Below are 23472 nucleotides of genomic sequence, written 5' to 3' on the forward strand. Positions count from 1 at the left end.
GGCCCGTCCAAGGGCCGTCTAAGAAGCGGGGGCCTCGCGCCCGCCCGCGGTACCCCGGTGCGCCTGGGTGACCAGATCGGTGGCGACCTCGAGAACAGCGACACGCTGCTCCTCGGGGTCGCCTTCGAGGTCCCGCAGGATGAACATCCCGGCGTGCAGCGTGAACAGCGCGCTGATGCAGCGGACCTGGTCCACCAGGTCCGCTTCCGGGTCCATGAGGATGTCGCGCAGGCCGAACATGCGGGTCTTGAACAACTCGCCGATGCGCAGGTCCCGCACCGTCGCCTGGTTCTCCTGCATGAAGCGGAACAGTGGCGCGGCGCCCGCCAGCGCCGCGCTGTAGCGACGGATGATCTCCTGCTTCGTCTCCAGGGTGTGCGGCTGCTCCCGCCCCCAGGCGATCAGGTCCTCCAACGGCCGCGAGAGATCCTCGAAGATGCTCACGAGGATCTCTTCCTTGGTCTTGAAGTGGTAGTACAGCGCGGCCTTGGTCACGTCCAGGCGCTCGGCGATCTCGCGCAGCGAGGTCTTCTCGTACCCCTGCTCGGCGAAGAGTTCGAGTGCCACGTCCTGGATGCGCTGGCGGGTGTCCCCGCGGCGCCGCTGCTGCCTGGTGCCGTTCATCGTGCCGCCCATCCTCCTACGCACCTCCTGCTCCGCGCACTCTGCCTGCTCCGCGCACTTTCCGAAAAACTTACTTGACGCCCGGCTAGTTACGCGTCTACCTTCCCGAGTGTAGTCAACTTGCCGGGCGGCAAGTAAGTGGGAAGCGCAAACAGCGGTAGCTGGGGGAGTAGGAGTCATGGCGGACACAGTGGAGGCGGCGACCGGCGGCGCCGGCGCCGGTGCCGGAAAACAGCCGAGGAGCGTGCGGGTCGTCCTGCTCGCCCTCATGATCGCGATGATGCTCGCGATGCTCGACAACATGATCATCGGTACCGCGATGCCGACGATCGTGGGTGAGCTGGGCGGCCTGGAGCACCTCTCCTGGGTCGTCACCGCCTACACCCTGGCCACCGCGGCCGCCACCCCGCTGTGGGGCAAGCTCGGCGACATGTACGGGCGCAAGGGCGTCTTCATGACGTCCATCGTGATCTTCCTGGTCGGCTCGGCGCTCAGCGGCATGGCGCAGGACATGGGCCAGCTCATCGGCTTCCGCGCCGTTCAGGGCCTGGGCGCCGGCGGTCTGATGGTCGGCGTCATGGCGATCATCGGCGACCTGATACCGCCCAGGGAGCGCGGCAAGTACCAGGGCATGATGGCCGGCGTCATGGCGCTGGCGATGATCGGCGGACCGCTGGTCGGCGGCACCATCACCGACAACTGGGGCTGGCGCTGGTCCTTCTACATCAACCTGCCGCTCGGCGCGATCGCGCTGATCGCCATCAGCGCCGTACTGCACCTGCCGAAGAAGCGCAGCCAGGCGCGGATCGACTATCCGGGCGCCGCGCTGCTGACCGTCGGCATCACCGCCATCGTGCTCGTCACCACCTGGGGCGGCACGGAGTACGCCTGGACCTCCGCGCGGATCATGGAGCTGATCGGCATCGGAGTCGTCGCGCTGGTCGGGTTCGTGTTCTGGCAGACCAGGGCCGCCGAGCCGATCCTGCCGCTGCACATCTTCCGCAGCCGCAACTTCACGCTGATGTCCGTCATCGGCTTCATCGTCGGCTTCGTGATGTTCGGCGCCACGCTCTTCCTGCCGCTGTACCAGCAGTCGGTGCAGGGCGCGTCCGCCACCAACTCCGGGCTGCTGCTCCTGCCGATGCTGGGGGCGATGCTCGTCACCTCGATGGTCGCCGGGCGGATCACCACCAACACCGGCCGCTACAAGATCTTCCCGCTGGCCGGCGGCGCGCTGATGACGGTCGGGCTGTATCTCCTGTCCACGATGGACACCGACACCACCCGGTTCACCTCCGGTCTGTACATGGCCGTCCTCGGTCTCGGCATGGGCTGCCTGATGCAGATCACCATGCTGGTGGCGCAGAACAGCGTGGAGATGAAGGACATGGGCGTCGCGTCCTCCTCCACGACCCTCTTCCGTACCCTCGGAGCCTCCTTCGGCGTCGCGATCATGGGCGCGCTGTTCAACCACCGCGTCCAGGACGTCATGACCGAGCGGGCCGGTGCGGCGGGCTCGAAGATGACCGAGCAGTCGGCGCAGCTGACGCCGGACGCGCTGGCGAAGCTGCCCGAGGTGCTGCGCGACGCCTACCAGCACGCGGTGTCCTCCGGTGTCCACGGCGCCTTCCTGCTCGGCTCCGTGGTGGCGGTGGTCGCGCTGGTCGCCGCGGTCTTCGTGAAGGAGGTCCCGCTGAAGGGCGCGGGCTCGAAGCCGGCCGACGCCCCGGCCGACGGCGACGACGCCACGGCGAAGGCACCGGTGACCGAGTCGGTCTGACCCCGCGGCGGTCCGCCGCCTGCCCCGCACCGGGCCTCCGGGTGGTTTCGGCCACCCGGAGGCCTTCGTCGTGGCCGTCCGGGTTCGGGGCCGGGGTTGGGCGTCACCTCCTGCGCGCGGTGACCAGGGCGAAGGAGAGGTACTCGCCGCGGTCGGCGTGGAGCATGTCGATCACGGCCCGGTCGGCATCCGTGCTCGCGTCGTCCGTGCTCCGGGCGTCGACCCGGTACGCGGCCCCCGCCCGGGCCCACAGCAGCCAGTCCCGCCAGGCGCCCGGTTGCAGGCGCGCGGAGGTGACGTCCACCAGCTCGGTGGTCGCCCACTGGAAGCGCCACCACTCGGCGGTGTGCCAGGCCATCGCCTCCCAGCCGACCACGTCCCTGATGTGCGGCGGTATCGCCCCCAGCTCACGCACCTCCCGCGTCATGGCGGGAGTCGCCACGCCCAACTGCCCACCGGGCCGCAGGAACCGGACGAGATACGGCAGATAGCCGTCCGCCGTCCCGAAGTACTCGAACGCGTCGACGCTGACGACGGCATCGAAGTCCGCCTCCTCGAACGGCAGGGCGTGCGCCTCCGCCCGCACCGCCGTCACCCGGTCGCCGACCCCCGCCTCGGCGAAGACGGCCGCCGCCTCCTCGGGCGCGATCCACCAGTCGGCCGCGACGACCTCCGCGCCGTACTCACGGGCCAGGAACACCGACGTCGCGCCCTTCCCGGAACCGAGGTCGAGAACCCGCATCCCCGGCCGCAGCTCCAGGTCCCGGGCGAGGTCCTCCAACAGCCACAGCGGGTTCGGCCCCATGTCGAGATCGAGCAGCCAGCCGGGGTCGTAGCGGGAGGAGCGCGGATAGCGGTCCGGACGTACGAGATCACTCAAGTCGGTCACGCCCACGAACCCAAGCCGATCGCCCAGCCGGGGACAACCGGGTTTCGCCGACCCGGGTGGCTAGGGTGGATGCGCAATCGCCGGGGCGGCGGGCGGGGACTGGGGTGCGGCATGGATGGCAACAGCGGAAGACCTTTCCGACGAGCGGAGCTGATGGGCGCCGCCGGGACCGCGGTCCTACCGGTCGCCGCGGTCGTCCTGGCGGGCGTGAGAGCCTCGTTGCCCTGGTGGGCGGTGGCCGGTATGGCCGTGCTGACGGCCGGCCTCGCCGGTTGGGCGGGAGTACGGATCGGCCGACGCCGCTCCGCGCGCGCCGAGGCCCTGGAGCCGGGGGAGAAGGTCCTCGGCACCTACACCGTCCGGCCTCCGTACCGCGAACACACGCCACCCGCGGCGCACGAGGGCCCGCAGTACCAGCTGGTGGTGACCAGCCACGGCCTGCAACTGTGGGAGCGCTCCGCACTCCTGTGGCGCCACCCGTGGCCGGAACTGCGCGTCCTGGTCGACGGCCCGCGCCTACGCGTCCACCACGAGGGCCGTGAGGCCGGGAACATGCTGCTGGAACCACCGGGCGCCGCCCAGGAGATACGCCTCGCCGCCACACGGCACGCGGCGGGCTGAGGTGCCGGTCACGAACGCGGCGACGGCGGGCCCGCTTTGCCGGCGCACTCGAACCAAACCACCTTGCCCCGACCGTCCGCGTACGGCGTGACACCCCACCGGTCGGTCACCGCCGCGACGATCACGAGCCCGCGCCCGCCCTCGCTCAGCGTGTCGGCAGCCGCCGGAACCGGCAGCTCCGGGCAGCCGTCGGCGACCTCCACCCGCACCCCGCCGGGCTGGAGCAGGAAGCACACGCGGCAGCGACGGCCGGGCACGTGCCGTACGACGTTGGCGACCAGCTCCGTGAGCGCCAGCTCGGCGGCGTCGGCCACGTCCGGCATCCCCGAGCGGACTAGGTACAGCCGCAGGACGCGGCGCAGATGGCGGGCCGAGTGCGCGCCCATGGCGAACTCGGCGTTGTACTGGCTCTCAACGTCCGCCGCCTGCGGACCGGTTACGTGATTCACGCCACAAGACTGCGACGCGCTGCGTACGCTCGACTACGCAGCGAAGCGAACATCGTCGGACGTTGCCGTCCGCAGCCCCGGAGTGAGGTGCCGCAGTGGCCAACATCCAGTCCCTCGACCCGACCGCGTCCCCCCTCGACTACTACGGCTGGGAACTGCGCCGCCAGCGCGAGGCCCACGGCCTCAAACAGGGCCAGCTCGGCGACATCATCTTCTGCACCGGCTCACTGGTCGGCCAGATCGAGACCACGAAGAAGGTCCCGACGCGGGACTTCTCCGAGCGCGTGGACGCCGCGCTGGGCACGGACGGCTTGTTCTCGCGGCTGATCGGCCTGGTGCTGCGCAGCCAACTCCCCACCTGGTTCCAGCCGTACGCGGAGATGGAGGCGAAGGCGGCGTACATCTCCACGTATCAGGCCCAGTTGGTGTACGGGCTGCTGCAGACGGCGGAGTACGCGCGGGCGGTGTTGGCGACGGGTATGCCGGACGACGTGGAAGGTCTGCTGGCGGCCCGGATGGAACGCCAGCGCATTCTGGAGCGTGAGCGGCCGCCGCTGGCCTGGGTGGTGCTGGACGAGGCCGTCCTGCACCGCCCCATCGGAGGTCACGAGGTGATGCGGCGGCAACTGGCCCGGCTGTTGGAGTTCGCCGGTCACCGCTGGATGCATGTCCAGGTGCTGCCGAACGAGGCGGGGGCCCACGCCAGTCTCGCCGGTTCGTTCACTGCCATGCGCTTCGATGACAACCCGGACATCATCTACACGGAAGACGTCATCTCCGGTCACATGACGGCCAATCCGGAGACCATCAGGGAAGCCGCGCTCCGTTACGCTCGCTTGCAGGCCGCTGCCCTCTCCGTGGAGGATTCGGCGGAACTGATCATCCGGGTGATGGAGGAACGCTATGGACACGGCTCCCAGCCAGAGGAACAGCCAGTGGCGTAAGTCCAGTTACAGCGGAAACACCGGCGGCGAATGCGTCGAGGTGGGGGCGAACGGCCCCGTCGGGTCCGTTCCCGTGCGGGACAGCAAGAACCCGGGCGGTCCGATCCTGACCATCCCCGCCCCCGCCTGGCACTCCTTCATCCAAGGACTGCGCTAGCCATCTGTCATCGGGCCGCTCATTCGAGCAGCCCGATGACAGTCACCCCCAACATGCTCACGCTTCTTACTGCCCACCCGGGTCTGCCTGCCGGGCGAGGAACTCCTCGGGGTGAGCCAACTCCGGCCCCTCCGTCCCGGCGTGGTCCGCCGCCGGGCAGGCGGTGGGCGCCCAGTGCTCCCAGCCGAGCCCTGCCTGAATCCTTAGGCCCATGGCGCCTCAGGCCATGGGCACGCCCCGAGGCCTAGACCAGCCGCTCCACCAGCAGCAGGGCGCCGACAAGGATCATCGCCGCGCCCGAGAAGCGGGACACCACCGTGGCGACGGCCGGGCGGGCGCCCAGGATCCGGCGCGCGGTGGTGCCGACCCCGGCGTAGACCACGGCACAGTTGGCCGTGTGCACCAGGCCGAGGGCGACGATCTGCGCGGCGAAGGGCCAGTCGGCGTCCCGGGCGGCGAACTGCGGCAGGAGGGCGAGGAAAAGCAGCAGCGCCTTGGGATTGAGCCCGCTGATGCCTGCCCCTCTGGCCACCCGCCCCACCCACGAGTCGGCCCCGCCGTCACCGCCCTCGGCCCGGGGCGCGGCGGGGCGGACCAGGGTCGTGGCGCCGAGCCAGACCAGGTACGTCGCCCCGGCGGCCGTCAGCGCGGTCAGTACCGTCGGCGAACCGGCGACCGCGGTGGCCAGGCCCGCGGCGACGACGGCGGTCAGCAGGACGTAACCGCTCAGCAGCCCGCCGACCGCGGGCAGCACCGACCGGTGCCGCAGCCCCGCCGTGATCGCGTAGGCCCAGTCCGCTCCCGGAACGAGCACCAACAGGAAGGACACCGACCAGAACGCCCCGATGCCGGCGATTTCCACGTCTCCACCTCACACTTCTTCCGACTCTCCGGGGCAGATTAGGAGAGATTGCCGGAAAGATGCTTTCAAATTTTCCCCACTTCCTTCCCGCAAGTGGAAGAATTTCCCCCATGGACGACGTGGACCGGAAGATCCTTGCCGAGCTGCAGAAGGACGGCCGGCAGACCCTGACCGAACTCGCCGAGCGGGTCCGGCTCAGCGTCTCCCCGTGTCACCGGCGTCTGCGCGCCCTGGAACGCTCCGGTGCGATCACCGGCTACCACGCGGCACTGAACGCGCCCGCGCTCGGCCTGGGCTTCGAGGCTCTGGTCTTCGTCACCATGCGCTACGAGGACCGCCAGACCGTGGCCGCCTTCGAAGCGGCCGTGGCCGAGATCCCCCATGTCCTCCAGGCCCAGCGGCTGTTCGGCGACCCCGACTACCTCCTGCGCGTCGTCACCCGCGACCTGGAGGCGTACCGGCGCCTCTACGACGAACGCCTCGCCTCCCTCCCCGGCGTCCAGCGCCTCAGCTCCACCCTCGTCATGGCCAACCTGGTCGAGGCCCGCCCCCTGCCCCTGTGACATCCGGCATCGGGCATCCGGCCGTTGTCAGTGCCCCGTGCCACCTTCGGCGTACGGACAAGCTGCGGCAGTTGCGGCCCGGCCAGTACCTCAGAGCCGCCCGGGCGGCCTAGGACCGGCTCTGCGACCCGCTCGGGGTCCGGTCCGGGAGCATCGGGTAGCTCCCCGTGTTCGTCGGTGCGTGTTCCGGCAGCCACAGGACGGCGACCGCACCCTCGGCCGGTACGTGGGCGGGGGCGCCGGGTGGGCGTACGTTGCGGAAGGTGAGGCGGGCGCCCAGTACGCGGGCCTGGCCGGCCGCGATGGTCAGGCCGAGCCCGTGTCCGCGGCCGGCCCGGTCCGTGCTGCCGGTGCGGAAACGGCTCGGGCCCTCCGCCAGCAGGTCCTCGGGGAAGCCCGGCCCGTGGTCGCGGACCCGGATCACCCGGCCCTCGACGCCGACCTCGACGGGCGAGCGGCCGTGCCGGGCGGCGTTGGCGAGCAGGTTGAACAGCACGCGCTCCAGGCGGCGCGGGTCGGTGGTGACCTCCGACTCGTGGATCACCCGGACCTCGACGGCCGGGTCCTTGGCCGCCACCCGCCGGGTCACGAAGTCGCCCAGCATGATGTCCTGCAGCTCGGCCCGCTCCGAGGCCCCGTCGAGCCGGGCCACCTCCAGGACGTCCTCGACGAGCGTGCGCATCGCCTTCGCCCGGTCCAGCACCAGCTCGGTGGGCCGCCCCGGCGGCAGCAGCTCGGCGGCGGTGAGCAGGCCGGTCACCGGGGTGCGCAGCTCGTGCGCGATGTCCGCGGTGACCCGGCGCTCGGCCTCGATGCGCTGCTGCAACGCGTCAGCCATCGCGTCCACGGCACTCGCGACGTCGTCCGTCTCGTCCCGGACCACGCCGCCGATGGCGTCCCGCACCCGGACGTCCGCCTCACCGCCCGCGACCCGGTTCGCCGCGGCGGCGGCCTTGCGCAGCCGGCGCGAGAGCTGACCGCCGATGAGCACGCCGAGCGCGCTGCCACCGAGGACGACCGCGATGGATCCGATGACCAGGGCCTGGTCGAGGTCCTTGAGGATGTCCGCGCTGCGGTCGGTGAAACCGGAGTGCAGGGACATCACGTGCCCGTCCTTGAGCGGCACCGCGGCCCAGATGTCCGTCACCCCGTCGGGTCGCTCGGAGACGTAGGTCGCCCGGCGCCCGGCCTCGATCTTGTGACGCAGCTCGGCCGGCAGCTCGGGGTCGTCGATCTTGGCGTTAGGGAAGTTCTGGCGCCCGGACAGCTCGTAGTTGCGCTGGGCGATCAGGACCCGGTCGTCCGCGAGGTCACGGGCGTTGTCCAGCATCGACACCCGGGCGGCGTTGTGCACGACCAGGCTCAGGGCGACCGCCACCAGCGCGCCGACCAGTGCGATGGCCGCGCTCAGCTTCCAGCGCAGCCCGGTGCGGATGCCGCGCGTGAGGACGCCCGGCCCCCCGCGGTCGTCCGGGCGCCCCGGAGGCGAGGCGGTCCGGCGTCGGAAGAACCCCCGCATATCCCTGTATCCCCGCTCAGGCCTTCAACTTGTAGCCGAAGCCGCGGACCGTCTCGATCCGGTCCTGGCCGATCTTGGTGCGCAGCCGCTGCACATGCACGTCGACGACGCGGGTGTCCCCGCCCCAGCCGTAGTCCCACACACGCTCCAGGAGCTTGTCGCGCGAGAGCACGGTGCCCGGCGCGGAGGAGAACTCCAGCAGCAGCCGCATCTCGGTGGGGGTGAGCGCCACCGGCCGCCCGGCCCGGTGCACCTCCATGCCCTCCGTGTCCACCTCCAGGTCACCGAAGGTGAGCACGCCCCCGGTGTCCGCGGCGCCCGCGCCCTCGCCCCGGTCGTCGCCGGCGGCGTGACCGAAGCGGCGCAGCACCGCCCGGATCCGGGCGACCAGCACGGCCCCGTCGAAGGGCTTGGTGACGTAGTCGTCGGCGCCCGCCTCCAGGCCCAGCACGACGTCGATGGAGTCCGCCCGCGCCGACAGCATGATCACCGGCACGGTGGACTCGTCCCGGATGCGGCGGCACAGGCTGACGCCGTCGAGACCGGGGACCATGACGTCGAGGAGCGCGATGTCGGGGCGGTCGGCCCGGAAGGACTCCAGGCCCGACAGCCCGTCGGGCATCGCGGTGACCGCGAAGCCGTCCCGCTCCAGGGCGAGCTGGGTGGCCTCGCGGATGACATCGTCGTCCTCGACGAACAGGACGTGGGTCTGGTCTGCCATCCCGGTGCTCTCAGTCCTCGTTGTGTTGTCGGGTCGGTCGGTCGGGTCGGGCGTGGGGTCTGTCGGGTGCGGTCGGCGGACGCGGAGCGGTCACTCGCGCCCGCTCGGGCAGACGCCCGGATCGCGCACCGCGTTCACTCCCTCATCGGTGCGGGCGGCCCGATCGGTTCACGAGCCGCCCGCTACGTCAGCTGTCCGGCTCCGGAACCGGGGTCGGCGCGTTCCCCACGGCGTTGCTGTAGTCGTTGTGGGTGCGGTACTCCTCGGCGAAACGGCCCGACGCCCAGCGGTACGTGATCACGTTCTCGCCTGACGGACTGGACACCGGGTCGCCCTTCTCGTACACCTGCTTGGTCACCACCAGGTCGCCGCGGTCGATCTCCGCGTAGACCGGAGGCTCCTCGGCCTTGAACACATTCTGGTACGCGCCGTCCTCCTCGCGGTACACGTAACTGCCCACACCCACCGCGTCACCGCACGTCAGCACGTTGACGACGACGTCCTCCGCCGAGCCCTTGGTCAGCTCGCCGTACGACACGTCGACGGGGTACTCGTCGGCGACACACGGCTTCAGCTCGCGCTTGACCTCCGCGGAGACCTTGGGGTCGGACTTGACCAGCCGCACGGCGTCCACGCGGTCGGGGACCTTCGAGGGGGACGCCTTCGCCGCGGGCGAGGAGGAGGCCGCGCCGCCCACCGCGTCCGCGTGGGCCGGGCCCTCGTCGCGGGCGCCGGTGCCGCCGGTCCCGCAGCCGGAGAGGGAAACGCCGAGGGCGACGAACACGGCCACCGCCGTACTCGCCGCCTGCGTGGTTCTCCGGGTCTCCCCGGGAGTCCGACCGTCGGTCAGGCCGCGCAACGCTCCCGCTCCTCACGCTCCAGCGCCCGCGCGTCCAGATCGCGGGCGACCAGCTCCTCGCGGAGCCGGGCGAGCGCCCGGTGCAGCGTGCTCTTGACCGTTCCCGCCGACATGCCGAGGGCGGCGGCGGTCTCCTCCGTTGACATCTGCTCCCAGTGTCGCAGCACCACGACGCTGCGCTGCTTCGGGGCGAGCACCTTCATGACGTCCATCAGCAGGGCGCGGTCCGCGTGCTGCTCGGTGGCGTCGTCCATGGGGGACTCGGGGAGCTGCTCGGTCGGCACCTCCTCCAGCTTCCGCGCCCGCCACCACTCGGTCCGCGTGTTGATCATCACCCGGCGCAGGTAGGCGTCCGCGAGGCGCTTGTCCTCGATCGTCGACCAGCGGCGGTACGTGCGTGCCAGCGCGGTCTGCAGCAGGTCCTGGGCGTCGACGGGGTCCGGGACCAGGCGCCGGGCGCTGCGCAGCAGCGCGTCCTGCCGGGTGCGGACGTACTCCTCGAACTCGAGCACCTCGCCCATGTCAACCGCCTTCCGATCCCCGTACTCCGCCGGTGTCGTCACCGCCGGCCCACTGCCTGTGGTCCGTAGTCGTGCTGTGCCCAGGGGGCATGCAAACGAAGGTAGGGAAGCGTTGTCACGGCGCTGTGCGAAGCAGCCTGCGGCAAACCCTCGGCTGTCCGTCGGTTGTGTAACGGAGGGAGGAACCGGGCACGTCAGCGGGCCACTTGATTGTCATATCGGACGATTTGCCCGACTTGGGAGCCGTCACAGAAGTACCTTCCACCTCTGTGCTCCGGCTGTCCGTCAGCTCGGCTCAGCTCAGCGGCAGCCTGTACAGCCCGTCCGCCAGCGGCTCCACCAGACCGTCGGCCACGAGGCCGTCCAGGGCGCGGGCGCGCTGGACCGGCTCCTGCCACACCTGGTCGAGGGCCGCCTGCGGCACCGGCCCGGTCGCCTCGCGCAGCACCGCGAGCAGCCGCCCGCGCACCTGACGGTCGGTGCCCGCGTACGTCTGACCGCGCCGCGGCGGCCCGTCGTGCGCGGGCTTGCCGGCCAGCCGCCAGGCGCACTGGGCCGCGATCGGACAGCGGTGGCACGACTCGTTCTTCGCCGTGCAGACCAGCGCGCCCAGCTCCATCGAGGCGGCGGCCCAGCGGGAGGCGCTCGCGTCGTCCTGCGGCAGCAGCGCCCGGGCCAGTTTCCGCTCGGCGGCGGTGGTGGCGTTCGGCGGGTACTGCACACCGGTGACCGCGCGGGCGAACACCCGGCGGACGTTGGTGTCCAGCACGGCGTGCCGCTGGCCGTAGGCGAAGGAGGCCACCGCGGCGGCCGTGTACTCGCCGATGCCGGGCAGCGCCAGCAGCTGGGCGTGGTCGGCGGGTACGTCACCGCCGTGCCGTTCCGTTATGGCCGCGGCGGCGCCGTGCAGGCGCAGGGCGCGGCGCGGGTAGCCGAGCCGGCCCCAGGCGCGGACGGCCTCGCCGGGCGCCTCCGCGGCGAGGTCGGCGGGGCGCGGCCAGCGGGCCAGCCACTGCTCGTAGACGGGCTGGACGCGGCTCACCGGCGTCTGCTGGAGCATGAACTCACTGACCATCACACCCCAGGCACCGGCCTCCGGGCGCCGCCACGGCAGGTCACGGGCGTGCTCGTCGAACCAGTCGATCACGGGGGAGTGCAGCGGCACACCGGACGCGGCCCGCCCGCCGGCCGGGGTGGCGGCGGAGGCCGCGGCCGCGGCGGGGTCGGAGGGGCCGTTGGGCGAGGGCTTCGTGGGCGCAGTCATGACCCTCCGATCCTGCCACGGGAGGACCACCACACGGGCGCATCGCCACCCGGTGGCGCCCAGGACACCTGACGATCGACAGGGGCGCGGCCCTGCCCGCCGCTTGTAGCGTCGCTGCCATGAACGCCACCCACCCGGCCGACGCCGCCGCAACCGGCGAGGACACCCTGGGCGGCAAAGCGACGCCGACCGCCCGACCGACACCGAGCACAGAAGCACCACCTGGCGGGGACACGGTGCCTGGTGGGGGCGCGGCGCCTGGTGGGCACACGGTGCCCGGCGGGTACGCCACGCCTGGCGGGGACACGGTGCCTGGTGGGCACACGGTGCCCGGCGGGTACGCCACGCCTGGCGCGGACACGGTACCTGGCGGGGACGTGGCGCCCGGTGGGGACACCGCGCCTGGTGGATACGCCACGCCTGGCGGGGGCACGGTGCCTGGCGGAGACGTGGTGCCTGGCGGGGGCACGGTGCCCGGTGGGGACACCGCGCCTGGTGGGGACACCGGGCCTGGTGGGGACACCGGGTCTGGTGGGGACGCGGCGCCTGGTGGGTACGCCACGCCTGGCGGGGGCACGGTGCCTGGCGGGGGCACGGTGCCCGGTGGGGACACCGCGCCTGGCGGGTACGCCACGCCTGGTGGAGACACCGGGCCTGGTGGGGACACCGGGTCTGGTGGGGACGCGGCGCCTGGTGGGTACGCCACGCCTGGCGGGGACACGGTGCCTGGTGCGGACACCGCGCCCGGCGGGTACGCCACGCCTGGTCGGGACGCCGCGCCCGACGAGGACAGCGCACCCGCCGGAGAAACGGCGCCCAGTGGGCATGCGAAGCCTTGGAGGCGTGCCGTGTCCGGCGTTGGCGCCAACGGGCCGGTGGAGGCCGATCGGGGAGAGGCCGTCGGCCGGACGGGCCGCGCCGACACGGCTGCCTCCGGCGTGAAGCCTGCCGACATCGCTCCCGACCCCACCGCAGGCTCCGCTGCCCCCGCCGTACGCCCCGCCCGCCTCGCCTCCCTCGGCCGAGGCGTCCTGCTGTGGGCTGTCCTCGCCCTGCCCGCGATCACCGCGGACCGGCTGGGGATGAATGAACCGCGTGCGATGTGGCAGCAGCTGGCCGGCCTGGGGGTGCTCGCCGCGGCCGTCGCGCTCGCCCGGCGCCGGCCGCTCGCCGCGTACGCGCTGGCGGCCGTCCTGAGCGTGGCCGCCGCCCCGGCCCTGTTCAGCGTCTCCTACGGCCCCGCCCTCGGCACCCTCGCCCTCCTGCTGGGCCTGCGTGCACAGCGGCCGCACCCCGCGGTGGCCGGTTTCGTCGGCGTCGGTGTCGCCGGCACGGTACGGATCGCGCTGGCCGGAGTCGACCCGGTGCCCGAGACGCTGGTCCTGACCGGCACGCTGCTCTTCGGCTGCGTCTTCCCCTGGCTGGCCGGACGCTACTGGCGGCAGAGCCGGGCGCTCGCCGAGGCCGGCTGGCTCAGGGCGGCCCGGCTGGAGGACGAGCAACGGCACGCCGAGGAACGGGCCAGGCTGCGCGAACGGGCCCGCATCGCCCAGGACATGCACGACTCCCTCGGCCACGAACTGAGCCTGCTCGCGCTGCGCGCCGCCGCCCTCCAGGTCGCCCCCGGTCTCGCCGCCGACCACCGTGCCGCCGCGGCCGACCTGCGCGCCGCCGCCGCGGACGCCACCGACCACCTGCACCGCATCATCGGCGTACTGCGCGAGGACGACGAACCCGTCCCGCTGGCCCCGGCGGGCGAGAGCGTCGAGGAACTCGTCGCCCGCGCCGCCGAGTCGGGCCTCCCCGTCCGCTGGGAGGCGCGGGACACCGCCGAGGCGGCCCCCGAGCCGGGCGGCATCGCCGAACGGCTGCTGCACCGGGTCGTGCGCGAGGCCCTGACCAACGCCGCCCGGCACGCCCCGGGCGCCCCCGTCGTCGTGGCGCTCGGCGGGCAGCCCGCCGGAACCACGGTCACGGTCACCAACGGACCGGCCACCGAACCCGCTTCCCACTCCTCGGGCGGCTCGGGCCTGCTCGGGCTGCGCGCCGCCGTGACCTCGGTCGGCGGCGACTTCAGGGCGGGCCCGCACGGAGAGGGGTTCCGGGCCTGCGCGTACGTCCCCGCCCAGCCGAGCGCCCCCCGTGTCTCCCCGCCCGCCCCCACGGCCCCCTTCACCCGCGCCCGCCGCCGCGTCGCCCTCGGCCTGGGCGCCGCGGCCGGTGCGGGACTCGTCCTGGTGGGCGCCGCGTTCGGCTGGTACGCGTTCACCGAGACGCACTCGGTGCTCACCCCGAGCGCGTACGCGAAGCTGCGCCCGGGCACGCCGTACGACGAGGTCGCCCCCGTCCTGCCGGACCGCGAGGCCCACGATCCGCCGACCGACCGCGCCCCGGCGCCACCGGAGGGGACGGACTGCCACTACTACCGGGCGAGCGGCGAACTCCTCGTCTCCATCGACCACTTCCGGCTCTGCTTCGACGAACACGGGGAGCTGGCCGCCAAGGACGTCGTCCCCGGCGTCGGCGGACCGGACCACAAGAACGAGAAGGAGCCCGCACGGTGATCCGGGTACTGCTGGCCGACGACGAGGCGATGGTGCGGGCCGGCGTCCGCGCCATCCTGGCGAGCGGCGGCGAGAGCGAGGTCGTCGCCGAGGCGGGCGACGGCCGCGAAGCGGTCGAACTGGCCCGCGCGCACCGCCCCGACGTGGCCCTGCTGGACATCCGCATGCCCCGCCTGGACGGACTCGCCGCCGCGCGGGAGATCGTACGGACCGCACCCGGCACCGCCGTCGCCATGCTCACCACCTTCTCCGAACAGGCCTACGTCGCCCGCGCCCTGGCCGCGGGCGCCACCGGCTTCCTGCTCAAGTCCGGTGACCCCTACGAACTGATGGCCGGTGTGCGGGCCGTGGCGCAGGGCGCCGCCTTCCTCTCCCCGAAGGTCGCCCGGTACGTCATCGAGGACCTCGGCAGGGGCGGTGGTGGCGGCCGCCTCGCCCGCGAGGAGCTTGCCCGCACGCGGGCGGCGCGGCTGAGCCCCCGGGAGCGCGAGGTCCTCGGCCTCGTCGGCGCGGGCCTGTCCAACCCGGAGATCGCCGCCCGGCTCCACCTGGTCGAGGGCACGGTGAAGGCGTACGTGAGCGCGGTCCTGGACCGGCTGGAGGTACGCAACCGGGTCCAGGCCGCGATCGTGGCCTACGAGGCGGGACTGGTCGAGCCGGGCGCCTGAGCCGCCGCCCCGAGGCGCGTCAACGGCGCCGGTGCGAGGCGACGCAGGAGGCCGGAGGCTCGGCGGAGGCGGCAGGCCCCGGCCCGGTCAGCCACCGCACCCCGGGCGCCGTCGAGGCACGCATCGCCTCGGCCAGCCGCGTCACCGGTCGCGTGCCCAGACGTACGGCCGCTGCGGCGACGACGGCGCCCAGCAGCAGACCGGCGGCGACGTCGTGCGGGTAGTGCACGCCGACGAAGACCCGGGAGAAGGCCATCAGGAGGGCGAGCGGGGCCGTCAGCAGGATGACCGCCCGCCGGACCAGGGCCAGGGCGACGGCCGAAGCGCCCGCGATCGTCGCGTGGTTGCTCGGGAAGGACCAGTCACCGGCCGCCGGACACTCCACCAGGGACGGCACCGCCGCGGAGACCGCCCGGCACGGACGCTCCTCCGTGAAACCCGACTTGAGCAGCTCACTGCACACATACGCCAAAGCCGTGGCCACAGGTGCAAGCACCGCGATGGCGAACGCCCGGGTGTCACCACGCCGCGACCGCCACCAGGCGACGACGAACAGCGCCCCGAACACCAGGATTCCGGCCTCCGTCCACACCTCCGCCGCGTGCCGCACCCACGTCGGGGTGTCCTGGGCGAAGCCGGTGATGTCGCGGTACAGCTCGTCGTCTCCGAAGGTCATGCTCACGGACGGTAGGCGGGCGCCCGATACGGTCACACCCTGCGATCGACACGTGGGTCACCTGACGATCGGCAGGGGTCCGGAACGATCTCCGGAATGATGATCCGTAAAAGATGCGCGCCCGAACGGCGGGTGGGACAGGGGAACGCGCCGATCTCTCGTACAGTTTGCGCCGTGGGATCTCTGCGCAATCCGGTCGGGCCGCTTCCCTCCTCCATCTACTGGCGACGGAGGGGCGTACTGCTGTCTCTTTTCGCCCTGTTGGCGCTACTGATCACGTGGATCGTGGTCTCCGGCGGCGGGGACGGCGGCAAGGGACGCGACGACGGAGCCAACGGCAAGAACCCGGCGCCGTCGATCACGCCGGGGCCCTCGGGATCCGGGCCCGCGATCAGTCAGGCCCCGGGCGGGCGCGACGAGTCGGGCAGCGGGGGCTCCGGCGGGTCGGACAGCGGGTCGGGCTCCGGTTCCGGCGAAGACGACGGCAACGGAACCGGCGACGGCAACGGAACCGGCGAAGGCTCCGACTCCGGTGGCGACGACGGGTCGGCCGGTGGCGGCGGTGGCGGCGGCTCCGCGGGCGGTGCGGCGACCGGCGTCGGCGCGGGCGACACGCTGCCGGGCGGATCGTCCCTGCCCAACTGCACGCCGGGCGCGGTGAAGTTGAGCCTGCGCAGCGTGCGCAACAGCTACACGCCCGGGCAGACTCCCGCCTTCGAACTCACCGCGCGGAACACCTCGGGCAGCGACTGCCAGGTCGATCTCGGCCCGAAGCACGCGGTGTTCACGATCACCCCGGCCGGCGCCGACGACGCCTACTGGTCCTCCGACGACTGCGTCGAGGGCTCGGGCAGCCTCAAGTACCGGGTGGCCGCCGGCAGCGGCATCGCCTACACCGTGAAGTGGGACCGCAAGCCGAGCGCCTCCGAGTGCGGGACGCCTCCGGCGGGGTCGGCCAAGGCGGGGACGTACCTGGTGGAGGCCAAGGCGGCCGGCTTCGAGAAGGTGCGGACGTCGTTCGTGCTCAAGAGCGACTGACGAGGGCGCGGCCGTCCCGACCGCGCCCACTCGTGACGCAGCGCTGAGACACGACGCCCAGCCGGAGCGCTCAGCCGGAGCCCTCAGACGTAGCGCTCAGCCGGAGCCCTCACACAGCCCTCACACAGCCCTCAGACGTAGCGCTCAGCCGGAGCCCTCAGACGTAGCGCTCCAGGATCGACGACTCCGCCAGCCGCGACAGCCCCTCCCGCACGCTGCGCGCCCGCGCCTCGCCGACGCCGTCCACCGTCTGGAGGTCGTCGACACTGGCGGCGAGCAGCTTCTGCAGGCCGCCGAAGTGCTCCACCAGCCGGTCGATGATCGCGCCCGGCAGCCGCGGCACCTTCGCCAGCAGCCGGAAGCCGCGCGGCGACACGGCCGAGTCCAGCGTCTCGGGCGACCCGGTGTAGCCCAGGGCACGGGCCACCGTCGACAGTTCCAGCAGCTCGGCGTGGCTGAGCTTGTCCAGCTCGGCGAGCGCCTCGTCGACCGTGCGGGAGCGCTTCGCGGTCGGCTCGGGCACGTAGTCCCGTACGACCAGCTCCCGCTCCGGCTCCACACCGGCGATCAGCTCGTCCAACTGAAGCGCCAGCAGCCGCCCGTCCGTGCCCAGCTCCACCACGTACTCGGCGATCTCGGTCGCGATGCGGCGCACCATCTCCAGGCGCTGGGCGACCGCCGAGACGTCCCGGACGGTGACCAGGTCCTCGATCTCCAGCGCCGACAGCGTGCCCGCCACCTCGTCGAGCCGCAGCTTGTACCGCTCCAGGGTCGCCAGCGCCTGGTTGGCCCGGGACAGGATCGCCGCCGAGTCCTCCAGCACACGGCGCTGGCCGTCGACGTACAACGCGATCAGCCGCATCGACTGCGAGACGGACACGACGGGGAAGCCGACCTGCTTGCTGACCCGGTCCGCCGTACGGTGCCGGGTGCCGGTCTCCTCGGTGGGGATCGTCGGGTCCGGAAGGAGCTGCACCCCCGCCCGGAGGATCTTCGACAGGTCCGAGGACAGCACGATGCCGCCGTCCAGCTTGCACAGCTCGCGCAGCCGGGTCGCGGTGAACTCCACGTCCAGCACGAAGCCGCCCGTGCACATCGACTCGACGGTCTTGTCCGAGCCCATCACCATGAGCCCGCCGGTGTTGCCGCGAAGGACCCGCTCCAGGCCGTCCCGCATCAGCGTGCCGGGCGCCACGGCGCTCAGCGAGGCGCGCATCAGCCCGTCGGCACCGGCACTCCCACCGGACTTTCCGGGAGCTGCCGCCCGGTCGTTGGCTGCCACTGCACTCCTCCGGTCGCAGGTTCTTCAGGCGCTCCCCTGTCGCACACTCGGTCGTACGGACGGGCGAGACCAGGGCAAAGTCTACCGGCGGTCCTCGTCCTCCCGCGGGGCCTCTCGCCGACGCGAGCGCGGAAGCACCCGCAGGGCCTCCCCTATGTCCGCGACTTCCAGGACCTTCATGCCGTCAGGGACCCTGCCCGGATCGGCCGGTACCAGGGCATGCGTGAAGCCCAGGCGGTGCGCCTCGGAGAGCCTGCGCTGCACGCCCGTGACCCGTCTCACCTCACCGGCGAGGCCGACCTCACCGATCGCGACGAGGTTCTTGGGCAACGGGGTGTCGCTCGCCGCACTGGCCAGCGCGAGCGCGACGGCGAGGTCCGCGGCGGGCTCGGACAGCTTCACCCCGCCCACCGTCGCACTGTAGATGTCCCTCTTGCCCAGCGCGCTGATCCGACCGCGCTGCTCCAGCACGGCCAGCATCATGGACACCCGGGACGTCTCCAGACCGGACGTGGTGCGCCGCGGGGACGGAATCTGGGAGTCGACGGTCAGCGCCTGCACCTCGGCCACGAGCGGCCGGCGGCCTTCCAGGGTGACGGTCAGACAGGTACCGGGCACGGGTTCGGCACGCCGGGTGAGGAACAGCCCGCTGGGGTCGGTCAGGCCCGTGATGCCCTCGTCGTGCAGCTCGAAGCAGCCGACCTCGTCCGTCGTCCCGTACCGGTTCTTGACGCCCCGCACCAGCCTCAGCCGCGCGTGCCGGTCGCCCTCGAAACTCAGCACGACGTCCACGAGGTGCTCCAGCAGCCGCGGACCCGCGATGGCGCCGTCCTTCGTGACATGGCCCACCAGCAGCGTGGACATGCCGCGGTCCTTGGAGGCGCGGATCAGCGCGCCCGCCACCTCCCGCACCTGCGCCATGCCGCCGGGTGCGCCGTCGATCTCGGGCGAGGCCACGGTCTGCACGGAGTCGAGGATCAGCAGCGACGGCTTCACGGCGTCCAGGTGCCCCAGGACCGCCGCGAGGTCGGTCTCGGCGGCGAGGTACAGGTGGTCGTCGATGGCGTGGATCCGGTCGGCCCGCAGCCGCACCTGGCTGGCCGACTCCTCACCGGTGACGTAGAGAGTCCGGTGCTCGTCGCTCGCGGACTTGGCCGCCACGTCCAGCAGCAGCGTGGACTTGCCGACACCGGGCTCGCCCGCGACGAGCACCACGGCGCCGGGCACGAGACCGCCGCCGAGCACCCGGTCCAGCTCGGGCACCCCGGTGGAGCGAGCGGTCGCCTGCCGCCCGTCGACCTGCCCGATGGGCAGCGCGGAGGTGGTCACCCGCCCCGGCGTGGTCGTACGCACCGCGGGCGCGCCGTACTCCTCGACCGTGCCCCAGGCCTGGCATTCGGGGCAGCGGCCGAGCCACTTGGCCGTCTGCCAGCCGCACTCGGTGCAGCGGTAGGACGGCCGTTCCTTGGTGGACTTCGTACGGGCAGCCATGCACGAACCGTAACCGCCCCCACTGACAGCGAACCCCGGGCTCCGCCCCCGGGACACCCCCGCCCCCCACCGCCGGAGACCCCGGCAGGCACCCCGAACCACCCCGAACGGACGACCGTCACCCCGAACCGGGCGCGGAACAACAGGTTCCTGTCCCCTTATGAGGGATCGTTTCACCCGTACGGATTAAAAGTGCCCAACGCGCCAGTTCGCGCCACCCATAGGCCCCTACGGTCGCCGAGTGATGAGGAGCAGTCCGGAGACCACGACCCGCACGACCGGCGCACACCGGGCGCACAGGGAAGCGCGCGACCGTACCGCGGCGCGCACGCTGGCCCAGCGCCCGCCCGCGCGCTACGCCGCGTACGACGCGTATCTGGACGGCCTGTTCACGTACTGCCTGTCCGTGCTCTGCGATCACGACGCCGCGACCGCCGCCCTGGGCGACGTCCTCGCGCTCGCCGAGCGCCGCGGCCACCGCGGCCCCGGCTCCGTGGCCGACCGCAGGGCCTGGCTGTACGCGCTGGCCCGCTGGGCCTGCCTGCGCAAGCTGGCCGAGGCCAAGCAGAAACGTCCGAGCAGCCACGCGGCGGGCCGCCCCGACCCCGGCGGACCACGCACCGCACCACGGCAGCGCACGAAGCCCGCGAAGCCGACGCAGCCCACGAAGCCCGTGCAGCCCGCCACCGGCACCGACGAGGCCCGGCAGCAGCACCGCCGCGAACTCGCCCTCCTCGCCTGGCCGGAGGCCGCCGGCACCACCCCCGAGCAGCGCGAGGCCCTCGAACTCGCCGTGCGCCACCACCTCGCCCCGCACGAGGTCGCCGCCGTCCTCGGCATGGACCCGGCCGGCGCCCGGGAACTGCTCGCCTCCGCCGCCTGCGAAGTGGAACGCACCCGGGCCGCCCTGGCCGTCGTCGAGACCGGCACCTGCGCGGGCGTCGCCCGCCTCACCGGCGACAACCGCTACGTCCTGAGCAGCGCCCTGCGCCGCGAGCTGGTCCGGCACGTGGACGACTGCCCCCGCTGCCGCCGCACCGCCGAGCGCGCGATCCCCGGCCGCTGGCCCGGCACCAGCGTCACCCCCGCCGAGCTGCCCGTTCTGGAGGCGCCCCGCACGGCGCTGCACGTCGCGTCGGCGCACGCCCCGCGGGCCAGGGGCACCGCACCCCGCTTCGACCGGCGCGGCTTCCCGATGGACCCCAAGGACCGCGCGGCCCGCCGGGACCGCCTGCGCGCCCGTGCCGTCACCACCACCGTCGTCGCCACCGTCGTGGCGGCCCCCGTGCTCGCCCTGTGGGCGGCCTACCGCGGCACCCCGGTCGTCGAGGGCGAGGGCGGCCGCTCGGCCAGCGCCAGCGAGGCACAGGACCCCGACGGCCTGGAGGGCGCGTCGGCGGGCGGCTACGAGAACGCCGGCAACGCGAGCACCAGCCCCGGCACGGACACGGACGACGGCTTCGGCGAGAACGGCAAGGCCGACGTCTCCGTGGAGGTCGTCAGCGTCTCCGGCGCCGGCGAGAAGGGGGCAGGCCACCTGGCGGTGACCGCAGGACACGACCGCGACACCACGCTGGTCACCCTCACCGCGACCGGCGACGCCCCGGTGCGCTGGTCCGCCTCCACGGGCGCGTCCTGGCTCTACCTCAGCCAGTCCTCGGGCACCCTGCGTCCCGGCGAGGCGTCGACCATCAGGGTGTACGTCGACCATCTGCGCGAGCCGTCCGGCCACTGGAGCGCACGGGTGGCCGTCTCGCCCGTCGGCGCCGTCGTCTCCATCGAGGGGTACGGCACCGCGCCCGGTCCGTCCCACCCGGGCCCGCGCCCAAGCCCGCCCGACGACACCCCGTCCCCGTCCCACCCGGGCCCGGATCCGGACCCCGACCCGACCACCTCGCAGCCGCCGGACCCGACGCCCACCGACGACCCGCCGCCGACGTCACCCGGCCCGGACCCGACGCCCACCGAGCCGTCCCCGACCGGCGGTACGGACGGCTCGTCGCCGCCGCCGGGCGACAGCGGCGACCCGAGCCCGTCCACCTCGTAGGACCGGGCCGGCGCCGGCCTCGTACGGCCGGCGCGGGTATGGCCGGCGCGCGAGGGGCCTCAGCGAGCGGGGTCCGCCGGATGCGGTGCCAGCAACGGCAGCTGCGAGGCCAGCCGCTCCTCGCACAGCTCGACCAGCCGGTCGTAGCCCGCCTTGCCCATCAGCTCGACCAGCTCCGGCCGGTAGGAGACGTACACCGGGTCGCCCGCGCCGTGCGCGGAGGTCGCCGAGGTGCACCACCAGTGCAGGTCGTGACCGCCCGGGCCCCAGCCGCGCCGGTCGTACTCACCGATCGACACCTGGAGCACGCGTGTGTCGTCGGGCCGGTCGATCCACTCGTAGGTCCGCCGGACCGGCAGCTGCCAGCACACGTCCGGCTTGGTCTCCAGCGGTTCCCGCCCCTCCTTCAGGGCCAGGATGTGCAGCGAGCAGCCCGCGCCCCCGGAGAACCCCGGCCGGTTCTGGAAGATGCACGAGCCCTGGAAGGGCCGGGTCTGTCGGGAGCCCTCGTCGTCCTCGGAGACCCAGCCGTCGCGTGTGCCCTCGCCGTGGTGCTGCCAGATGTCCGGCGTGAGCCTCGCCACGTGCTCGGCGACCCGCTTCTCGTCGTCCTCGTCGGAGAAGTGGGCGCCCAGCGAGCAGCACCCGTCGTCCGCGCGGCCCGCCTGGATGCCCTGGCAGCCGCTGCCGAAGATGCAGTTCCAGCGGGAGGTCAGCCATGTCAGATCGCACCGGAAGACCTGCTCGTCGTCCGCCGGATCCGGAAACTCCACCCACGCGCGCGCGAAGTCGAGACCCTGCTCGTCGCCCGCTTTGCGCTTCTTGTCGCTCTTGGCCGACTTTTCGTCCTTCGCCTTTTTCGTCTTTGGCACGGCTCCAGGGTAAGTCGCCGAAGCCGGATGACGGCACCGCCGCACACCTGGGCGGCAGTAGCGTTCCGTACATGAGACTCGGTGTCCTCGACGTGGGTTCGAACACGGTGCATCTGCTGGTGGTGGACGCACACCCGGGCGCGCGCCCGCTGCCCGCCCACTCGCACAAGGCGGAACTGCGCCTCGCCCAGCTCCTCGACGAGGACGGAGCGATCGGCCCCGACGGCGTCGAGCAGCTCGTCGCGGTCGTCCGGGAGGCGCTCCAGGCCGCCGAGGACAAGGGCGTCGAGGACCTCCTGCCGTTCGCCACCTCCGCCGTGCGCGAGGCGAGCAACGCCGACGACGTCCTCGCGCGCGTGCGGGCCGAGACCGGCGTCGAGCTGACGGTCCTCGCCGGCCCCGAGGAGGCCCGGCTCACCTTCCTCGCCGTCCGCCGCTGGTTCGGCTGGTCCGCGGGCAGGCTGCTGGTCCTCGACATCGGCGGCGGCTCCCTGGAGATCGCCTACGGCATCGACGAGGAACCCGACGCCGCCGTGTCGCTGCCGCTCGGCGCGGGCCGGCTGACCGCCGCCCGGCTGCCCGGCGACCCGCCCCACCCGGACGACGTCAGGACACTGCGCCGCCACGTCCGCACCGAGATCGCCCGCGAGGTCGGCGAGTTCAGCCGCTTCGGCGCCCCCGACCACGTGGTCGCCACCTCCAAGACCTTCCGGCAGCTGGCCCGCATCGCCGGCGCCGCCCGCTCCGCCGAGGGCCTCTACGTCCAGCGCGAGCTGAAACGGGCCTCCCTGGAGGCCTGGGTGCCCCGCCTGGCCGCCATGACCAGCGCCGAGCGCGGCGAACTCCCGGGCGTCTCCGAGGGCCGCGCCGGCCAGCTCCTGGCCGGCGCCCTGGTCGCCGAGGCCGCGATGGACCTCCTCCACGTCGAGAGCCTGGAAATCTGCCCGTGGGCCCTCAGGGAGGGCGTGATCCTGCGCCGCCTTGACCACATGGGGGATGAACGTGCCCCTGAAAGGGGCGCGGGACCGTATTGATGTGCGGCTCCGCCGCGTGGGCGCGAG

General features: G+C 73.0%; 23 protein-coding genes. 10 read left to right on the forward strand and 13 right to left on the reverse strand.

Annotation, left to right across the window (positions count from 1 at the left end):
* Nucleotides 1-18: 18 nt before the first annotated feature.
* Nucleotides 19-636: a TetR/AcrR family transcriptional regulator gene (locus ACGH7X_RS21605; protein ID WP_399887041.1), complete on the reverse strand. Its 618-nt coding sequence runs from the start codon at nucleotides 634-636 to the stop codon at nucleotides 19-21.
* Nucleotides 637-802: 166 nt separating this feature from the next.
* On the opposite strand from ACGH7X_RS21605, the gene ACGH7X_RS21610 reads away from it, so the two are divergent.
* Nucleotides 803-2404: an MDR family MFS transporter gene (locus ACGH7X_RS21610; RefSeq protein ID WP_399887042.1), complete on the forward strand. Its 1602-nt coding sequence runs from the start codon at nucleotides 803-805 to the stop codon at nucleotides 2402-2404.
* Between the two features lie 103 nt (nucleotides 2405-2507).
* Here the strand turns inward: ACGH7X_RS21610 and ACGH7X_RS21615 are convergent, their stop codons facing one another.
* Nucleotides 2508-3293, reverse strand: a complete 786-nt coding sequence (locus ACGH7X_RS21615) for an SAM-dependent methyltransferase (protein WP_399887043.1) — start codon at nucleotides 3291-3293, stop codon at nucleotides 2508-2510.
* Nucleotides 3294-3446: 153 nt separating this feature from the next.
* Here ACGH7X_RS21615 and ACGH7X_RS21620 point away from each other — a divergent pair, with 153 nt between their 5' ends.
* Entirely contained in the window at nucleotides 3447-3914 is a 468-nt protein-coding gene (locus tag ACGH7X_RS21620) for a hypothetical protein (RefSeq protein WP_399887044.1), read from the forward strand.
* Between the two features lie 8 nt (nucleotides 3915-3922).
* Here the strand turns inward: ACGH7X_RS21620 and ACGH7X_RS21625 are convergent, their stop codons facing one another.
* Nucleotides 3923-4300, reverse strand: coding sequence for an ATP-binding protein (locus tag ACGH7X_RS21625; RefSeq protein WP_399897223.1), 378 nt, complete (start codon nucleotides 4298-4300; stop codon nucleotides 3923-3925).
* A 158-nt stretch (nucleotides 4301-4458) separates the two neighbouring features.
* Between ACGH7X_RS21625 and ACGH7X_RS21630 the strand changes: the two genes are divergently transcribed.
* Nucleotides 4459-5307, forward strand: a complete 849-nt coding sequence (locus ACGH7X_RS21630; RefSeq protein WP_399887045.1) for a helix-turn-helix transcriptional regulator — start codon at nucleotides 4459-4461, stop codon at nucleotides 5305-5307.
* Nucleotides 5267-5464, forward strand: a complete 198-nt coding sequence (locus ACGH7X_RS21635; RefSeq protein ID WP_399887046.1) for a DUF397 domain-containing protein — start codon at nucleotides 5267-5269, stop codon at nucleotides 5462-5464. Before ACGH7X_RS21630 ends, ACGH7X_RS21635 begins: the two co-directional genes overlap by 41 nt.
* Nucleotides 5465-5708: 244 nt before the next feature.
* On the opposite strand, the gene ACGH7X_RS21640 is transcribed toward ACGH7X_RS21635, so the two are convergent.
* Nucleotides 5709-6320, reverse strand: coding sequence for a LysE family translocator (locus tag ACGH7X_RS21640; RefSeq protein ID WP_399897226.1), 612 nt, complete (start codon nucleotides 6318-6320; stop codon nucleotides 5709-5711).
* 116 nt (nucleotides 6321-6436) lie between these two features.
* Between ACGH7X_RS21640 and ACGH7X_RS21645 the strand changes: the two genes are divergently transcribed.
* Nucleotides 6437-6889, forward strand: a complete 453-nt coding sequence (locus ACGH7X_RS21645) for an Lrp/AsnC family transcriptional regulator (RefSeq protein ID WP_399887047.1) — start codon at nucleotides 6437-6439, stop codon at nucleotides 6887-6889.
* Between the two features lie 109 nt (nucleotides 6890-6998).
* Here ACGH7X_RS21645 and cseC read toward each other — a convergent pair whose 3' ends face one another.
* From cseC to ACGH7X_RS21670, 5 genes are all read right to left on the reverse strand, one after another.
* Nucleotides 6999-8408: a two-component system sensor histidine kinase CseC gene (cseC, locus tag ACGH7X_RS21650; protein WP_399887048.1), complete on the reverse strand. Its 1410-nt coding sequence runs from the start codon at nucleotides 8406-8408 to the stop codon at nucleotides 6999-7001.
* A gap of 16 nt (nucleotides 8409-8424) precedes the next feature.
* On the reverse strand, nucleotides 8425-9129 hold the full coding sequence (gene cseB / locus ACGH7X_RS21655) for a two-component system response regulator CseB (RefSeq protein WP_399887049.1): 705 nt from the start codon (nucleotides 9127-9129) through the stop codon (nucleotides 8425-8427).
* 187 nt (nucleotides 9130-9316) lie between these two features.
* Entirely contained in the window at nucleotides 9317-9988 is a 672-nt protein-coding gene (locus ACGH7X_RS21660) for a hypothetical protein (protein ID WP_399887050.1), read from the reverse strand.
* Nucleotides 9976-10509: a SigE family RNA polymerase sigma factor gene (locus ACGH7X_RS21665; protein ID WP_399887051.1), complete on the reverse strand. Its 534-nt coding sequence runs from the start codon at nucleotides 10507-10509 to the stop codon at nucleotides 9976-9978. The genes ACGH7X_RS21660 and ACGH7X_RS21665 overlap by 13 nt, the downstream gene beginning before the upstream one ends.
* A gap of 295 nt (nucleotides 10510-10804) precedes the next feature.
* On the reverse strand, nucleotides 10805-11773 hold the full coding sequence (locus ACGH7X_RS21670) for an A/G-specific adenine glycosylase (RefSeq protein WP_399887052.1): 969 nt from the start codon (nucleotides 11771-11773) through the stop codon (nucleotides 10805-10807).
* Between the two features lie 848 nt (nucleotides 11774-12621).
* On the opposite strand from ACGH7X_RS21670, the gene ACGH7X_RS21675 reads away from it, so the two are divergent.
* Both ACGH7X_RS21675 and ACGH7X_RS21680 read left to right on the forward strand, forming a co-directional pair.
* Nucleotides 12622-14337: a sensor histidine kinase gene (locus tag ACGH7X_RS21675; protein WP_399887053.1), complete on the forward strand. Its 1716-nt coding sequence runs from the start codon at nucleotides 12622-12624 to the stop codon at nucleotides 14335-14337.
* Complete coding sequence (locus tag ACGH7X_RS21680) at nucleotides 14334-15005, forward strand: response regulator (protein WP_399887054.1); 672 nt, start codon at nucleotides 14334-14336, stop codon at nucleotides 15003-15005. Before ACGH7X_RS21675 ends, ACGH7X_RS21680 begins: the two co-directional genes overlap by 4 nt.
* Before the next feature lie 19 nt (nucleotides 15006-15024).
* Here ACGH7X_RS21680 and ACGH7X_RS21685 read toward each other — a convergent pair whose 3' ends face one another.
* On the reverse strand, nucleotides 15025-15681 hold the full coding sequence (locus tag ACGH7X_RS21685) for a phosphatase PAP2 family protein (RefSeq protein WP_399887055.1): 657 nt from the start codon (nucleotides 15679-15681) through the stop codon (nucleotides 15025-15027).
* Nucleotides 15682-15855: 174 nt separating this feature from the next.
* Here ACGH7X_RS21685 and ACGH7X_RS21690 point away from each other — a divergent pair, with 174 nt between their 5' ends.
* A complete protein-coding gene (locus tag ACGH7X_RS21690; protein ID WP_399887056.1) occupies nucleotides 15856-16719 on the forward strand; it encodes a hypothetical protein in 864 nt (287 codons plus the stop codon).
* Between the two features lie 157 nt (nucleotides 16720-16876).
* Here the strand turns inward: ACGH7X_RS21690 and disA are convergent, their stop codons facing one another.
* Nucleotides 16877-18001, reverse strand: coding sequence for a DNA integrity scanning diadenylate cyclase DisA (disA, locus tag ACGH7X_RS21695; protein ID WP_399887057.1), 1125 nt, complete (start codon nucleotides 17999-18001; stop codon nucleotides 16877-16879).
* A gap of 81 nt (nucleotides 18002-18082) precedes the next feature.
* Nucleotides 18083-19492: a DNA repair protein RadA gene (radA, locus tag ACGH7X_RS21700; protein WP_399887058.1), complete on the reverse strand. Its 1410-nt coding sequence runs from the start codon at nucleotides 19490-19492 to the stop codon at nucleotides 18083-18085.
* Between the two features lie 244 nt (nucleotides 19493-19736).
* On the opposite strand from radA, the gene ACGH7X_RS21705 reads away from it, so the two are divergent.
* Nucleotides 19737-21539: a hypothetical protein gene (locus ACGH7X_RS21705; protein ID WP_399887059.1), complete on the forward strand. Its 1803-nt coding sequence runs from the start codon at nucleotides 19737-19739 to the stop codon at nucleotides 21537-21539.
* Between the two features lie 59 nt (nucleotides 21540-21598).
* On the opposite strand, the gene ACGH7X_RS21710 is transcribed toward ACGH7X_RS21705, so the two are convergent.
* Nucleotides 21599-22411 carry a hypothetical protein gene (locus ACGH7X_RS21710; protein ID WP_399887060.1) on the reverse strand — a complete coding sequence of 271 codons (813 nt, stop codon included), beginning with the start codon at nucleotides 22409-22411 and terminating at the stop codon, nucleotides 21599-21601.
* Nucleotides 22412-22482: 71 nt separating this feature from the next.
* On the opposite strand from ACGH7X_RS21710, the gene ACGH7X_RS21715 reads away from it, so the two are divergent.
* Nucleotides 22483-23445: a Ppx/GppA family phosphatase gene (locus ACGH7X_RS21715; protein WP_399887061.1), complete on the forward strand. Its 963-nt coding sequence runs from the start codon at nucleotides 22483-22485 to the stop codon at nucleotides 23443-23445.
* The last annotated feature ends 27 nt before the right edge of the window (nucleotides 23446-23472 follow it).

It is taken from the genome of Streptomyces sp. BBFR51, assembly GCF_044591655.1.
Taxonomy (GTDB): Bacteria; Actinomycetota; Actinomycetes; order Streptomycetales; family Streptomycetaceae; genus Streptomyces.

Bases quoted from the DNA above. Each gene is read 5' to 3' on its own strand.
- ACGH7X_RS21645 (WP_399887047.1), top strand. From the start codon at position 6,437: ATGGACGACGTGGACCGGAAGATCCTTGCCGAGCTGCAGAAGGACGGC.
- ACGH7X_RS21635 (WP_399887046.1), top strand. From the start codon at position 5,267: ATGGACACGGCTCCCAGCCAGAGGAACAGCCAGTGGCGTAAGTCCAGT.
- cseC (WP_399887048.1), bottom strand. From the start codon at position 8,408: ATGCGGGGGTTCTTCCGACGCCGGACCGCCTCGCCTCCGGGGCGCCCG.
- ACGH7X_RS21665 (WP_399887051.1), bottom strand. From the start codon at position 10,509: ATGGGCGAGGTGCTCGAGTTCGAGGAGTACGTCCGCACCCGGCAGGAC.
- ACGH7X_RS21610 (WP_399887042.1), top strand. From the start codon at position 803: ATGGCGGACACAGTGGAGGCGGCGACCGGCGGCGCCGGCGCCGGTGCC.
- ACGH7X_RS21685 (WP_399887055.1), bottom strand. From the start codon at position 15,681: ATGACCTTCGGAGACGACGAGCTGTACCGCGACATCACCGGCTTCGCC.
- radA (WP_399887058.1), bottom strand. From the start codon at position 19,492: ATGGCTGCCCGTACGAAGTCCACCAAGGAACGGCCGTCCTACCGCTGC.
- ACGH7X_RS21605 (WP_399887041.1), bottom strand. From the start codon at position 636: ATGGGCGGCACGATGAACGGCACCAGGCAGCAGCGGCGCCGCGGGGAC.
- ACGH7X_RS21670 (WP_399887052.1), bottom strand. From the start codon at position 11,773: ATGACTGCGCCCACGAAGCCCTCGCCCAACGGCCCCTCCGACCCCGCC.
- cseB (WP_399887049.1), bottom strand. From the start codon at position 9,129: ATGGCAGACCAGACCCACGTCCTGTTCGTCGAGGACGACGATGTCATC.
- ACGH7X_RS21705 (WP_399887059.1), top strand. From the start codon at position 19,737: ATGAGGAGCAGTCCGGAGACCACGACCCGCACGACCGGCGCACACCGG.
- ACGH7X_RS21620 (WP_399887044.1), top strand. From the start codon at position 3,447: ATGGGCGCCGCCGGGACCGCGGTCCTACCGGTCGCCGCGGTCGTCCTG.
- ACGH7X_RS21625 (WP_399897223.1), bottom strand. From the start codon at position 4,300: ATGGGCGCGCACTCGGCCCGCCATCTGCGCCGCGTCCTGCGGCTGTAC.
- ACGH7X_RS21715 (WP_399887061.1), top strand. From the start codon at position 22,483: ATGAGACTCGGTGTCCTCGACGTGGGTTCGAACACGGTGCATCTGCTG.